General features: G+C 71.4%; 12 protein-coding genes. 5 read left to right on the top strand and 7 right to left on the bottom strand.

Going from position 1 to position 13,893, the window contains the following annotated elements; genetic code table 11:
• Positions 1-136: 136 nt before the first annotated feature.
• The 6 genes from E2651_RS06915 to E2651_RS06890 all read right to left on the bottom strand — a co-directional run bounded on the left by E2651_RS06915 (position 137) and on the right by E2651_RS06890 (position 5,382).
• A complete protein-coding gene (locus tag E2651_RS06915) occupies positions 137-559 on the bottom strand; it encodes a hypothetical protein (protein ID WP_135330118.1) in 423 nt (140 codons plus the stop codon).
• The gene (locus E2651_RS06910; RefSeq protein WP_245238618.1) at positions 546-1,991 is read right to left on the bottom strand and encodes a cytosine permease; all 1,446 of its coding nucleotides are present in this window, start codon (positions 1,989-1,991) and stop codon (positions 546-548) included. The genes E2651_RS06915 and E2651_RS06910 overlap by 14 nt, the downstream gene beginning before the upstream one ends.
• 71 nt (positions 1,992-2,062) lie before the next feature.
• Positions 2,063-2,998, bottom strand: a complete 936-nt coding sequence (locus E2651_RS06905) for an ABC transporter substrate-binding protein (protein WP_135330150.1) — start codon at positions 2,996-2,998, stop codon at positions 2,063-2,065.
• Positions 2,999-3,018: 20 nt separating this feature from the next.
• The gene (locus E2651_RS06900) at positions 3,019-3,690 is read right to left on the bottom strand and encodes an ABC transporter permease (RefSeq protein ID WP_135330117.1); all 672 of its coding nucleotides are present in this window, start codon (positions 3,688-3,690) and stop codon (positions 3,019-3,021) included.
• 1 nt (position 3,691) lies between these two features.
• Entirely contained in the window at positions 3,692-4,339 is a 648-nt protein-coding gene (locus E2651_RS06895; protein ID WP_135330116.1) for an ABC transporter permease, read from the bottom strand.
• The gene (locus E2651_RS06890; protein ID WP_135330115.1) at positions 4,336-5,382 is read right to left on the bottom strand and encodes an ABC transporter ATP-binding protein; all 1,047 of its coding nucleotides are present in this window, start codon (positions 5,380-5,382) and stop codon (positions 4,336-4,338) included. Before E2651_RS06890 ends, E2651_RS06895 begins: the two co-directional genes overlap by 4 nt.
• A gap of 152 nt (positions 5,383-5,534) precedes the next feature.
• On the opposite strand from E2651_RS06890, the gene E2651_RS06885 reads away from it, so the two are divergent.
• Together E2651_RS06885 and E2651_RS06880 are read left to right on the top strand one after the other, a co-directional pair.
• Positions 5,535-7,106: an aromatic amino acid ammonia-lyase gene (locus E2651_RS06885; RefSeq protein ID WP_135330114.1), complete on the top strand. Its 1,572-nt coding sequence runs from the start codon at positions 5,535-5,537 to the stop codon at positions 7,104-7,106.
• Positions 7,103-7,936, top strand: coding sequence for a MurR/RpiR family transcriptional regulator (locus E2651_RS06880; RefSeq protein WP_135330113.1), 834 nt, complete (start codon positions 7,103-7,105; stop codon positions 7,934-7,936). The genes E2651_RS06885 and E2651_RS06880 overlap by 4 nt, the downstream gene beginning before the upstream one ends.
• 79 nt (positions 7,937-8,015) lie before the next feature.
• Here E2651_RS06880 and E2651_RS06875 read toward each other — a convergent pair whose 3' ends face one another.
• Positions 8,016-9,458, bottom strand: a complete 1,443-nt coding sequence (locus tag E2651_RS06875; protein ID WP_135330112.1) for a diaminopimelate decarboxylase — start codon at positions 9,456-9,458, stop codon at positions 8,016-8,018.
• Positions 9,459-9,597: 139 nt separating this feature from the next.
• Here E2651_RS06875 and hutU point away from each other — a divergent pair, with 139 nt between their 5' ends.
• Genes hutU through E2651_RS06860 form a run of 3 tightly spaced genes read left to right on the top strand, consistent with a single transcriptional unit; the run spans position 9,598 to position 13,855 of the window.
• The gene (hutU, locus tag E2651_RS06870; RefSeq protein ID WP_135330111.1) at positions 9,598-11,277 is read left to right on the top strand and encodes a urocanate hydratase; all 1,680 of its coding nucleotides are present in this window, start codon (positions 9,598-9,600) and stop codon (positions 11,275-11,277) included.
• Positions 11,278-11,294: 17 nt separating this feature from the next.
• Positions 11,295-12,497: an allantoate amidohydrolase gene (locus E2651_RS06865; protein ID WP_135330149.1), complete on the top strand. Its 1,203-nt coding sequence runs from the start codon at positions 11,295-11,297 to the stop codon at positions 12,495-12,497.
• A complete protein-coding gene (locus tag E2651_RS06860; RefSeq protein WP_135330110.1) occupies positions 12,494-13,855 on the top strand; it encodes a formimidoylglutamate deiminase in 1,362 nt (453 codons plus the stop codon). Before E2651_RS06865 ends, E2651_RS06860 begins: the two co-directional genes overlap by 4 nt.
• Positions 13,856-13,893: the final 38 nt, after the last annotated feature.

Below are 13,893 nucleotides of genomic sequence, written 5' to 3'. Positions count from 1 at the left end.
CCCGCTTCCCGCTGCTCGTGATGCTGGACCGGCTGAGGGATCCAGCGTCACGGTGAGCGGGCGACGGCGTCCAATACCCGCCGTCATAGCCAGGCGGAATGACCGGCAGCCGTGGTCGCCCCGGCAGCGGACGGCCTCAGTCGTCCCACTCCGACTTCCGGTCGCGGTCCGCGCGCCGCCCGAAGCGCATGCCGCGCATCGAGTGCACCGCGTTCACCCCGAAGATGCCCGCCCAGGTGACCAAGAGGCCCGGCAGTTCGGCGTTGGCCGCGCCGATCGCCGAGAGCGGGATCGCGAGGATCAGCGTGACGACGGCGAAGCCGAAGCGCTCGCCCCATGAGTCCACCGCGCTGTTGGGCGCGCGGGAGCCGCGGGCGACCACCATCTGCTGCTCGGCCATGTGCCGGCGCATCCGCCGGTCTATGGTGCCGTCCAGGCGCTGCTCGACCTTCCCGAGGAACGAGTCGACCAGCGCGGACTCGTACTCTTCGCCGAGCTCTCTGCGGGCGTGCAGAGTGGCGTCGAGTTCCTTCTTGAGTTCGGCGTCACTGGCTTCCATAGTCATTTACCGTACGCAGCCCGGACGCCTCTGACAGTGGGGCTATCCCCCCATTCTCATCGGGGTCCAGATCCGCTGCGCCACGCCGTGCGAGCAGCCAGTACAGGGCCGCCGGTACGACCAGACCCACGATCCACGACACGTCCGCGCCGCCGAGCGGCTCGACAAGCGGTCCGGTGTAGAAGTGCGTGACCAGGAACGGGAGCTGGGCGAGCAGGCCGACCCCGTACACGACGAGCGCGTCCCAGCGCCACGCGCCGTACCGTCCCGCCGGGTCGGAGAGCGCCGGTATGTCGTAGCGCTCCTTGGAGATCAGGTAAAAGTCGACCAGGTTGATCGCCGACCACGGCGTGAAGAAGGTCAGCAGGAAGAGCAGGAAGTCCTTGAAGGAGGTCAGGAAGCTGTCCTTGCCGAGCAGCGCGACCGCCGTGCCCGCGACCATGATCAGCGCGATGTACGCGGCCCTGCCCCGCTGCGAGAGGACCTTCTGGCCGCGGAAGCCGCTGACGCTGGTCACCATCGACATGAAGCCGCCGTAGGTGTTGAGCACGTTGATGGTCAGCTTGCCGAGCGCGATCACGAAGTAGAGGAACGACGCGATCAGGCCGGTGCCGCCCAGGCCGACGACGTATCCGACCTGGTTGGCGAGGAACGCGTCGCCCGCGGTCGCCGCCACGAGGACACCGAACGTCATCGACCACTGCGAGCCGAGCGCGGATCCGGACAGGGTCCACCAGAAGGTCGCCTTGCCCGATGTCGTGCGCGGCAGATAGCGCGAGTAGTCCGCGACGTACGGCCCGAAGGCGAGCTGCCAGGACGCCGAGAGGGAGACGGCGAGCAGGAACATCGGCAGGTCGAAGTGCGCGTCGTTCAGGAGCGTGGAGAGGTCCACGCGGTCCAGGAGCCGGATGCCCAGGTAGCCGAAGGCCAGCGCGCAGATCACGCTCGCGACCCGGCCGAGCGTGTGGATGACGCGGTAGCCGACCGCTGCCGTCACCGCCGTGACCACCGCGAAGATGATGATGCCGGTGGTGTGGTCGGTGTGCGTCAGCTCGGCCGTGGCCTGTCCGGCCAGGACGCTGCCGCTCGCGAAGAACCCGACGTACATCACGATGACCAGGAGCAGCGGGACGACCGCGCCCTTCACACCGAACTGGGCGCGGGACTGGATCATCTGGGGCAGGCCCAGTTTCGGGCCCTGCGCGGAGTGCAGGGCCATCACCGCGCCGCCGAGCAGATTGCCGAGCAGCAGGCCGACGATCGACCACACCACGTCGCCGCCGAAGACGACGGCGAGTGCGCCGGTCACGACCGCGGTGATCTGCAGATTGGCGCCCAGCCAGAGGGTGAACTGGCTGAACGCGGTGCCGTGCCGTTCGTCGTCGGGGACGACGTCGATGGAGCGCCGCTCCACCAGGTCCTCAGCTGCCATGCCGCTCGACTCCCCTGCTTCTTCAGTAAGTCCGCTACTTCTTTTAGTAAGTCCGCTGTTCCGTACGTGCGTTACTTCTTCGTCAGTCCGTGGCGCGCCGCCCAGTCGTTCGCGACGTCCTCCGGATCCTTCTTGTCCTTGTCCACCAGGCGGTTGAGCTCGGTGAGTTGCTTGGTCGTCAGTACGCCGCCCAGCCGGGCGAGTGCCTTGCGCACCGTCGAGTCGGCCTTGCGGTCGGCGATGAGCGGGACCACGTGCTGGCCGGGGATGAGGTTCTTGGGGTCGGTGAGGACCACCCACTTCTCGGCCGCGATGTCGGTGTCGGTGGTGAAGAGGTTCGCCACGTCCACGTCGCCCTTCTTCAGGGCGCCCTTCACCAACGGCCCCGAGGAATCAAGGGACTTGAACTCCTTGAACTCCACGCCGTAGACGTCCTTGAGGCCGACCGCGCCGACCGTGCGCTTCTTCACCTCGGGGGCTGCGCCGATGACGAGCTTGCCGTTGTGCTTCGCCAGGTCGGCGAGGGACGTGAGGCCGTACTCGTCGGCGGTCTCCCGCGTGACGGCGAAGGCGTCGGAGTCCTCGGCCATCCCGTAGGGGAGGATCTGCAGTCCGCGCGGCAGCGCCATGGCGAGCGCGTTCTGCATCTCGCCCTCCTCGGTGGCCTTCGCCTTGGGGTCGAGGTAGTGCAGGAGCGCGCCCTGGTACTCGGGCAGCAGGTCGATGTCGCCGCCCTTGAGGGCGGGGATGAGGATCTCGCGGGTGCCGAGGTTGGGGCGGACGTTCGTCTTCACTCCGGCCGCTTCGAGTGCGGCGGCGTAGAGGTAGCCGAGGACCTGGTTCTCGGTGAAGTTGGCGGTGCCGATGGTGACGCCGTTCTTGCTGGAGCCACCGCCGCCACCGCCGGACCCTCCCCCGTCGAGGGAGGTGATGCCGCCGCTGCAGGCGGCGAGCGCGGGGACGGACGCGGCGGCGAAGAGTCCGCCGAGGAGGGTCCTGCGGTTCATGGGGGCCATCTGGCTTGCTCCTAGGCCGACTTGGCGGGGCGGTGGCGGAAGAGGGCGCGCTGCAGTCCGGAGAGCGCGAGATCGAGTACGACGGCGACGACCGCCACGAGCACGGCACCGCCGAGCACCTGGACCAGGTCGCGCTGGGCGAGCCCGTCGAAGACGTACCGGCCGAGCCCGCCGAAGGAGACGTACGCGGCGATGGTGGCCGTCGCCACGACCTGGATCAGCGCGAGCCGGAGCCCGGTCATGATCAGCGGCAGCGCGAGGGGCAGTTCGATCTGGAAGAGGACCTGGTGCCAGCGCATGCCCTGGCCCTTCGCCGCGTCCTTCACCTCACGGTCGACGGCGGTCATCCCGGCGTAGGTGTTGGTGACGATGGAGGGCACGGCGAGCGCGACGAGCGCGATGTAGACGGGCCACATGGAGAGCCCGCTCGCGAGGAAGACGAGCACGACGAGGCCGACGGTGGGCAGCGCCCGGCCGAAGCTCGCGAGGTTGATGGCGAGGAAGGCGCCGCGTCCGGTGTGCCCGATGAGCAGGCCGAGCGGCAGCGCGATGGCGGCCGCGATGAGCGTGGCGAGCAGCGAGTACTGGAGGTGCTCGGCGAGGCGGTGCCCGATGCCGTCGGGCCCCGCCCACTGGTCGCCGCTGACCAGCCAGGCGCCGAGGTCCTTGAAGAGTTCGTACATGTCACGCGCTCCTCTTGCGGCGGGTCCAGGGAGTCAGGACGTACTGGAGGGTGACGAGGAGCGCGTCCGCGACGAGCGCGAGGAGCAGGGTCAGGACGACGCCGACGATGACGGGGGTCGGGAAGTTGCGCTGGAACCCGTCCGTGAAGAGCTGTCCGAGACCGCCGTCGCCGATGTACGTCGCCACGGAGACCAGGGAGATCGCCATGACGGTGGCGATCCGCACGCCCGCCATGATCACGGGCAGGGCGAGGGGGAGTTCGACGGTGAGCAGGGTGCGCAGGGGGCGGGTGCCCATGGCCTTCGCGGCTTCCTTCGTCTTGGCCGGTACGGAGTCCAGGCCCTCGACGGTGTTCCGCAGGAGCACGACGAGCGTGTAGATCGTCAGGCCGATGACGGTGGTCGTGCGGGTGAGCCCGCTGACCGGCAGGAGCAGCACGAAGACCGCGATGGACGGGATGGTGAACAGGACGTTCGAGAGGCCGAGGAGCAGCCCGCGCAGGGGGCGTACGCGATGCGCGAGGACGGCCAGCGGGAGCGAGATCAGCAGCCCGAGCAGTACGGCGGTGAGGGCGGCCTGGAGGTGCGAGAGCGTGAGGGTGGTGAGGTCGCCGGTGTGGTCGGATATCCACGACCAGTCGACGGTCATACGTCCACCGTGCTTGCGTCGGTGTGCGCCCGGCCCGCGTGGGCGTGGATGTCGTCGCGGGAGGTGACGCCGGTCAGCACGCCGTCGGCGTCGACGCGGGCGACGAGGCCGCTCGGGGCGGCTATGGATTCGTTGAGCGCGGAGAGCAGGGAGTCGGTGTCGCGCAGGGGGCGTACGGGGACGTCCGCAGCCTCGGAGTCCTTGTGCCGCCACGCCACCGGGGCCCCCGCGGAGTCGAGCCGCAGTGTCCAGGCGCCGCCCTCCGGAGCGGGCCCCTGCGGGACGTCGGCGAGGGTGCTGAGGGAGAGCAGCTTGAGGCCGCGCTCGGCGCCCAGGAAGTCCGCGACGAAGTCGTCCGCCGGGCGGGCCAGGAGTTCGGCGGGGGACGCGCACTGGACGAGATGGCCGCCGGTGCGGAAGACGGCTATGCGGTCGCCGAGCCGTACGGCCTCGTCGATGTCGTGCGTGACGAAGACGATGGTCTTGTTCAACTCCCGCTGGAGGCGCAGGAGTTCGTCCTGGAGCTGGGTGCGGACCACCGGGTCGACCGCGCCGAAGGGCTCGTCCATGAGCAGCACCGGCGCGTCCGCGGCGAGCGCGCGGGCCACGCCGACGCGCTGCTGCTGGCCGCCGGAGAGCTGGTGCGGGTACCGCTTGCCCGCGTCGGCGGTGAGGCCGACCGTCTCCAGGAGCTCGGCCGCCCGCGCCCTGGCCTTCTTGCGGCCCCAGCCGAGCAGCAGCGGCACGGTGGCGATGTTGTCCAGGACCGTGCGGTGCGGGAACAGCCCGGACTGCTGGATCACGTACCCGATGGAGCGGCGCAGCTCGGCCGCGTCCTGCTCCAGGACGTCGCGGCCGCCGACCCGGATGGTCCCGGAGGTCGGGTCGACCATCCGGTTGATCATCCGGAGCGTCGTCGTCTTGCCGCAACCGGAAGATCCGACGAGGACGGTCACGCCGCCTTCCGGCATCTCAAGTGTGAGGTTGTGGACCGCGGTTGTGCCGTTCGGGAAGCGCTTGTGGACCGTATCGAATTGGATCATGAGGAGTCCCTTGCCCGGCTGTATATCGTCATGCAGAGTTCTCGTTGACTGAATAGATTGTCAATAGCTTGTCCACGCCCCGGCGTAAATCGCTGGTTACGAGTGATCGCAGGGCAAGACGGAGCGTCCGGGTTGAGGAGGAATTGCGAGTGATGTCGTCTCGTATCGCGGACACGGCGACCGGCAGGGCGGCCGACGACAGTGGCTCGGTCGTCGTCCTGGACGGCCGCGGACTGATGGTCGCAGATGTCGTACGCCTGGCCGAATCCACCGCAAAGCCCGTTCCGGGAACGGACGGGATGAAGCGCGTGGAGAGCTCGTGGAACGCCGCGCGGGAGATCGCGTCCTGGGGCCGCGTCTACGGCCGCTCCACCGGCGTGGGCGCGAACCGGAATGAGTCCGTGCCGACCGAGGCGGCCTCCGACCACGGCCTGCGCCTGCTGCGTAGCCACGCCGGCGCGATCGGCGAGGAGCTCCCTGCGCGTGAGGTCCGCGCGATGCTCGCGGTCCGCGCCAACCAGCTGCTCGCCGGCGGCGCGGGGCTGCGCCCGACCGTCGTCACGGCGCTCTGCGAGGCCCTGGAGACGGGCGCGTACCCGAAGGTGAACGAGTTCGGCTCGGTCGGCACCGGCGACATCGCGGCCCTCGCCCAGATGGGCCTCGCCCTTGCGGGCGAGCACCCCTGGCAGGGAACGGGCGCGGCCCCCGCCCCGCAGCCCCTCGACAACAACGACGCCCTGGCCCTGATCAGCAGCAACGCCCTCACCCTCGGCCAGTCCGCGCTCGCCCTGCACGAACTGCGCGGCCTGATCGCGGCGACGCAGGTGGTGGCCGCGCTCTCCCTGATGGCGGTCGACGGTTCGTACGAGGCGTACGCGCTGCCCGTGCACGAGGCACGCCGCCACGCGGGTTCGTACGCGGTGGCGGAACGCATGCGCCTGATCCTCGGCGCCCCCGACCGCCCCACCCCACCGCTCGGCCGGATCCAGGACCCCTACGGCTTCCGCTGCGTCCCGCAGATCCACGGCCCCGCGCACGACGCGGCGGACGCGCTGGAGAACGTCCTCACGGTCGAGATCAACGCGGCCGCGGAGAACCCGCTGATCTCACCGGACGACATGGCGGCGTACCACCACGGCGGCTTCTACCTGGCCCAACTCGCCCTGTCCCTGGACCACTTCAGACTGGCGACGACCCAGGCGGCCCGCCTCTCGACGTCCCGCCTGTCGACCCTGAACGAACCGGCCTTCACCCGCCTGCGCCCCTTCCTCGCGGACGGCGAACCGGCGTCGTCGGGCGTGATGATCCTCGAGTACGCGGCCGGGGCGGCCCTGGGTGACCTCCGCGCTTTCTCGGCGCCCGCGTCGCTCGGCCACGCCGTCCTGTCCCGAGGCGTCGAGGAGCAGGCCAGCTTCGCCTCGCTGGCGGCCCGCCAGACACTGCGCGCGTGCGAGGCGTACCGGCTGGTGGTGGGCTGTGAACTGGTGGCGGCCATCAGGGCGTTGCGCCAGCGGGACATGCGCCTGGACGTCGAACTGCCCGTCGGGCGGGCCTTCGAACTGGCGGACTCGGTCCTCGACGCGGAGCTGGCCGACCGCCCGCTGACGGATGATGTCACAGCGGCGGCCGGACTCCTTGACCGGTTCACCGAGTTGTGGTCGGGCCTGGGGGCCGGAAGCGGAACGGCCGTCGAGGGCCAGGGTGTTGTGAGGGGAACGGTATGAGTGACAGTCCTGCGGCACGGCTGCAAGTGCTCTTCGAGGGACACCGGCTGACGCCCACGCAGCGGCGCATCGCGCACTGCATGGTGCGCCGGGCGGCGGACGTCCCCTTCCTCTCCAGCGTCGAACTGGCGGAGCTTGCCGGGGTGAGCCAGCCCTCGGTGACGCGTTTCGCGGTGGCGCTCGGCTTCGACGGATACCCCGCGCTGCGCAAGCACCTGCGGGAACTGTCACCCGCGGAGGAGGCGGGCGAGTCCTCCCTCAACGAGTACCAGCAGGCGGTGGAGGCGGAGATCGCGAACCTGCGGCACCTGGCGGAGGTCCTGGCGGACCCGGCACCGGTGGAGCGCGCGGGCCGCCTCCTGGCCGCGTCCCGCCCGCTCCCCGTCCTGGGCCTGCGGGCCGCCGCCTCCCAGGCGTACGGCTTCGCGTACTTCGCGTCGAAGGTCCATCCGGACGTCCGCCTCCTGGACGAGGGCGGCACGATGCTGGCCGACCGGATCGACGCGGCGGTACGTGCCGGGGCCTCGACCCTGCTCTGCTTCGCCCTGCCGCGGCATCCGCGCGAGGTGCTCGACGCGCTGGCCTACGCCCAGTCGGCGGGCCTGACGGTGGTGACGGTGGCCGACTCGGCGTTCGCCCCCGTGGCGGCCCATTCCCACCTCCTCCTCCCGGCGGCGGTGGGCACAGGCCTCGCCTTCGACACGGCCTGCGCCCCGATGCTCCTGGGCCGCGTCCTCCTGGAGGCCATGTGCGACGGCCTCCCCGACGCCCAGGCCCGCCTGGAGGAGTTCGACACGGGGGCGGCGGCGCGCGGGCTGTTCGTGGAGTAGCGGGCGGCCGCCTGATTCAGTGAGGGCGCCCGCCCGGATGTAGACCTCTGCGGGGCGGTCCGCCGGCGGGCCGTGGGGTTCAGAGACGGCGCAGCGCCTCCCGTGCGATGCCGCCGCCCGCCTCCGCCACGATCTCGTCCAGCGTCTGCGGCTCCCGCACGGCGGCGAAGCGCACCTCGTCGGCGTGTGTCGCGAAGCCGTAAATGCCGGGCCTGGCAAGGCTGTTGTACGAGTAGTGGTGCGCGAAGTAGTACGCGCCGGTGTCGAGCGCCGCCGCGTAGTCGCCCTGTTCGAGAAGGGGGAGGGGGCGGTTCTCGGCCAGCAGGTCGCCCGCGAAGCAGGCCGGGCCCGCGATGTCCTGGCCGACCGGCGGGCCGCTCTTGGGGCGGCCCTTCGCGTCGTACGCGGCGATCCGCAGCGGCCAGGACGCGGGCGCGTACACCGTGCGCGCCGCGACCTGGACGCCCGCGTGCGTCACCGCGACGGGCCGGGTGCCCGCCGACTTGGCGTACTCGACGCGGGCGAGGATCGTGCCGTGCTTGGCGAGCAGCGAGCGGCCGAACTCGGTGACCAGGCCGTACCGCCCGTCGAGCAGCCCCGGGACACGGGACTTGAGGCGGCGCGCGTACTGCGCGTGGGTCGGACTCTCCTCGTCCGAACCGAAGTTGACGGGCAGTCCGCCGCCGATGTCGATCGTGTCGACCTGCCGCCGCCCGGCCCGTTCGTTGATCTCCTCGGCCAGTTCGTACGTCGCCGCCACGCCCCGCACCATCAGCTCCAGGGGCATGCCCTGCGAGCCGGAGTGGGCGTGCAGGCGGGTCAGCCAGGGGCGGTCGAGGTACGCCTGGACGATCCACTCGCGGGCGCCCTCGTCGCGCAGCGCGACCCCGAACTTCGAGGTCGCCGTCGCCGTCGAGAGGGCGCCGATGGAGCCGCCGCCGATCTGCGGGTTCACCCGCAGGCCGACGGGGGAGCGGGTGGGCGCCGACTGGGTCATCGCGTCGATGCGGGCGAGCTCCTGCGGATTGTCCGCGTTCACGGCGATGCCGAGCGCCAGGGCCTCGCGCAGCTCGGCCGGGGTCTTGGCGGGCGAGTCGAGGACCGTGTGCGCGGGCGCGACGCCGGCGGCCCGCGCGATGGCCAGCTCGCCGGGGCTCGCCACCTCGGCGCCGATGCCCGCGTCGCGCAGCAGCCGCAGGACCGGGACCAGGGGCGATGCCTTCACCGCGAAGGCGTGCAGGACGGGGGTGCCGTCCGGCGTGACCGCGTCGAAGGCGGCGTGCAGGGCGGCGGCGGACGCGCGGATGCCGGTGATGTCGAGGAGCCCCGCGATGGGGGACGCGGGCCCGACGATCCCTTGCTCGACGGCGGCGCGTACGGCCTGGTCGCGGCGGGCGGCGGACTCGGCTCCGGGGGGTGCGCCGGGCCCTGAACCGTGGGGCCCGGCCCCCAGCAGGACGGTGGATTCCGGGTCGCTCCCCGCCTCGGACAGGCGTGCGGCCTCCGCGCCGTGATCGCTCATACGTTCCAGCCAATCACCCGCGACGCGAGAACGCTGCCGTACCCATGTATTGACTAGTTCTATTCAGCGTCGCAGGATGTGAATAGCAAGGTCACAGCGGCACACCACCGGAAGCACTTCACGCGAGGAGGCAATCGCCATGTCAGGACCCCGCCCCGTACGGGCACCGCGCGGTACGGAACTGAGCGCCCTGGGATGGCAGCAGGAAGCCGCCCTCCGCATGCTGCAGAACAACCTCGACCCCGAGGTCGCCGAGCACCCCGACAAGCTCGTCGTCTACGGCGGCACCGGCAAGGCCGCCCGCGACTGGCGCTCCTTCGACGCCATGGTGCGTACGCTCCGGACCCTCAAGCAGGACGAGACGATGCTCGTCCAGTCCGGCCGCCCGGTCGGCGTCATGCAGACCCACGAGTGGGCGCCGCGCGTCCTCATCGCCAACTCCAACCTGGTCGGCGACTGGGCGAACTGGGAGGAGTTCCGCCGCCTGGAGCAGCTCGGCCTGACCATGTACGGCCAGATGACCGCGGGCTCCTGGATCTACATCGGCACGCAGGGCATCCTCCAGGGCACGTACGAGACGTTCGCCGCTGTCGCCGCCAAGAAGTTCAACGGCACCCTGGCGGGGACCATCACCCTCACCGCCGGACTCGGCGGCATGGGCGGCGCCCAGCCGCTCGCCGTGACGATGAACGACGGCGTCGCGATCTGTATCGACGTCGACCCGCGCGCCATCGAGCGCCGCATCGAGCACAAGTACCTGGACGTGCAGGCGGACTCCCCGCGGCACGCGCTCCAGCTGGCCGTCGAGGCCCGCGACGCCCGCCGCCCCCTCTCCATCGGCCTGCTCGGCAACGCGGCGGACCTGCTTCCGCAGATGCTCGCCGAGGGCGCGCCCATCGACATCGTGACGGACCAGACGTCGGCCCACGACCCGCTGGCGTATCTGCCGACGGGTGTGGCCTTCGAGGACATGGCGACGTACGCCACGAAGGACCCGGCGGGCTTCACCACCCGCGCCCGTGAGTCCATGGCCAAGCACGTCGAGGCGATGGTCGGCTTCATGGACGCGGGCGCCGAGGTCTTCGACTACGGCAACTCGATCCGCGGCGAGGCCCAACTGGCGGGCTACGACCGCGCGTTCGCCTTCCCCGGCTTCGTCCCCGCCTACATCCGCCCGCTCTTCTGCGAGGGCAGAGGCCCGTTCCGCTGGGCGGCGCTGTCCGGCGAGGCGTCCGACATCCACAAGACGGACAAGGCGATCCTCGACCTCTTCCCGGAGGCTGAGTCCGTTCAGAACGCGTCCCTGCACCGCTGGATCAAGATGGCCGGCGAGCGCGTCCACTTCCAGGGCCTCCCGGCGCGCATCTGCTGGCTGGGCCAGGGCGAGCGCGACAAGGCGGGCGACATGTTCAACGACATGGTCGGCAACGGCACCCTCGCCGCCCCCCTCGCCATCGGCCGCGACCACCTGGACTGCGGCTCGGTGGCATCCCCGTACCGCGAGACGGAAGCCATGCTCGACGGCTCCGACGCGATCGCCGACTGGCCGCTCCTGAACGCCATGGTCAACGTCGCATCGGGCGCCTCCTGGGTCTCCATCCACCACGGCGGCGGCGTCGGTATGGGCCGCTCCATCCACGCGGGCCAGGTCTCGGTCGCCGACGGCACGAAGCTCGCGGGCGAGAAGATCCGCCGCGTCCTCACGAACGACCCCGGCATGGGCGTCATCCGGCACGTGGACGCGGGCTACGACATCGCGGAGTCGGTGGCGGACGAGAAGGGCGTACGGATTCCGATGCGCGAGGAAGGCAGCGCGTGAGCGACACGTTCCACGCCATGTGGCGTTCGCTGCGGCCCATCGGCCGCAGCGACGCCTCGGGCGGCTACCGCCGCTACGCATGGACCGGCGCCGACGCCGAGTGCCGCCTGTGGTTCCAGGCGCAGGCGGAGGCGCGCGGCCTCGACCACGAGGTCGACCGCAACGGCAACCAGTGGGCCTGGCTCGGCGACCCCGCCCGGGGCGACGCGGTCGTCACCGGCTCGCACCTGGACTCCGTCCCGGACGGCGGCGCCTTCGACGGCCCGCTCGGCGTGGTCTCCTCCTTCGCCGCCCTGGACGAACTCCGCGCCAGGCGGGTGTCGTTCACCCGGCCCCTGGCGATCGTGAACTTCGGCGACGAGGAGGGCGCGCGCTTCGGTCTTGCCTGCGTGGGCTCACGGCTCACCGCGGGACAGCTGACCGTAGAGGCCGCGCACAGACTCCGGGACGGCGACGGGGTCAGCCTCCCGCAGGCGATGGAGGCGGCAGGGTACGACCCGTCGACGATCGGCCCCGACCCCGAACGCCTTGCCCGCATCGGTGCGTTCGTGGAGCTGCACGTCGAGCAGGGCCGCGCCCTGGACCTCACGGGCGACCCCGTGGGCATCGCGTCCGCCATCTGGCCGCACGGCCGCTGGCGCTTCGACTTCCGGGGCGAGGCCAACCACGCGGGCACGACCCGCCTGGTCGACCGCCGCGACCCGATGCTGACGTACGCGGAGACGGTGCTCGCGGCCCGCAGGGAGGCCGAACTGGCGGGCGCGGTGGCGACCTTCGGCAAGATCTCGGTCGAGCCGAACGGCGTCAACGCGATCCCGTCGCTGGTCAGGGGCTGGCTGGACTCGCGGGCCGCCGACCAGTCGACCCTCGACACGGTCGTGACGGGCGTCGAGAAGGCGGCTCGCGAGTACGCGGACCGGCACGGCATCGACCTCGACGTCGTACGCGAGTCCTTCACGCCGGTGGTCGAGTTCGAGGACGCCCTGCGCGACGAACTGGGCACGATCCTGGGCGCTCGCTCGGAGCGGCCGCTCCCCGTCCTCGGCACGGGCGCGGGACACGACGCGGGTATTTTGTCCGGCTCGATCCCGACCGCCATGCTGTTCGTACGGAACCCCACGGGCGTCTCGCACTCCCCGGCCGAGTACGCCGCCGAGGACGACTGCGTGGCCGGGGTGACCGCACTGGCCGACGTACTGGAAGGGCTGGCTTGCAGGTGACGACGGAGCAGACGGAGACGTACTGGCTTGAGCATGCCTGGCTCGACGCGTTCGTCGAGCCGGGCGTGGCGGTGGAGGTGACGGGCGACCGGATCACGGCGGTCCGCAAGGACGTCGAGGCGCCCCCGCCCGGCGCGACGGTCCTGCGCGGCCTGACGCTCCCGGGCCTCGCGAACGCCCACTCGCACGCCTTCCACCGCGCGCTGCGCGGCACGGTCCAGGTCGGCTCCGGCACGTTCTGGACGTGGCGCGAGGTCATGTACTCGGTGGCGGACCGCCTGACGCCCGAGACGTACCACGCGCTCGCGCGGGCGGTGTACGCGGAGATGGCGCTGGCCGGGATCACGACGGTGGGCGAGTTCCACTACCTCCACCACGGACCGGGCGGCGCGGCCTACTCCGACCCCAACGCGATGGGCGAGGCGCTGATCCAGGCGGCGGCGGACGCGGGTGTCCGCATCACGCTCCTCGACACGGCGTACGTGGCGTCGGGCCTCCTCACCGAGTCACGGGGCGAGCCCCCCAACCGCCACCAACTCCGCTTCTCCGACGGCACGACGGAGGCGTGGGCGGAACGGGCGTCGGCGCTCAAGGACCGCGACCACGCGCGCATCGGCGCGGCGATCCACTCCGTACGGGCGGTCCCGGCAAGGCAGTTGGGGACGGTGGCGGAATGGTCCGCGTCCCGCCGGGCCCCCCTCCACGTCCACCTCTCCGAGCAGACGGCGGAGAACGAAGCGTGCCTGGCGGTCCACGGCCGCACGCCGACGCAGCTCCTTGCGGACCACGGGGTGCTGGGCCCCCGCACGACGGGCGTCCACAACACCCACCTCACGGACGGGGACATCGCACTGCTCGGCGGTTCCTCGACGGGCACCTGCATGTGCCCGACGACGGAGCGCGACCTGGCGGACGGCATCGGCCCGGCGCCCCGCCTCCAACAGGCGGGCAGCCCCCTCTCCCTGGGCAGCGACAGCCACGCCGTGATCGACATCCTCGAAGAGGCGAGGGCGATGGAACTGAACGAGCGCCTGCGCTCGCACACGCGGGGCCACTGGACGGCGGCGGCGCTGCTTCGCGCGGCGACGGCGGACGGTCATGCGGCGCTGGGCTGGGCGGACGCGGGGGTCATCGTGCCGGGTGCGGTGGCCGATCTCACCACCGTGGCCCTGGACTCGGTCCGCACGGCGGGCCCACTGCCGCGCCTGGCGGCGGAGACGGCGGTCTTCGCGGCGTCCGCCGCGGACGTCCGCCACACGGTGGTGGGCGGCCGTCATGTCGTACGGGACGGTTCCCACACCCTGGTCGAGGACGTGCCGGGGGCGTTGGCGGAGGCGGTGGCGGCGCTGCGAGATTGACTCCGGACTGAACCGCCGCTTCGCGGCGGATGTTTCCC

The sequence above is a fragment of the Streptomyces sp. MZ04 genome, from assembly GCF_004684775.1.
In the GTDB taxonomy this organism is placed as follows: domain Bacteria; phylum Actinomycetota; class Actinomycetes; order Streptomycetales; family Streptomycetaceae; genus Streptomyces.
Note: the sequence above shows the minus strand (reverse complement) of the source record. Positions and strands in the feature narration are given on the sequence as shown.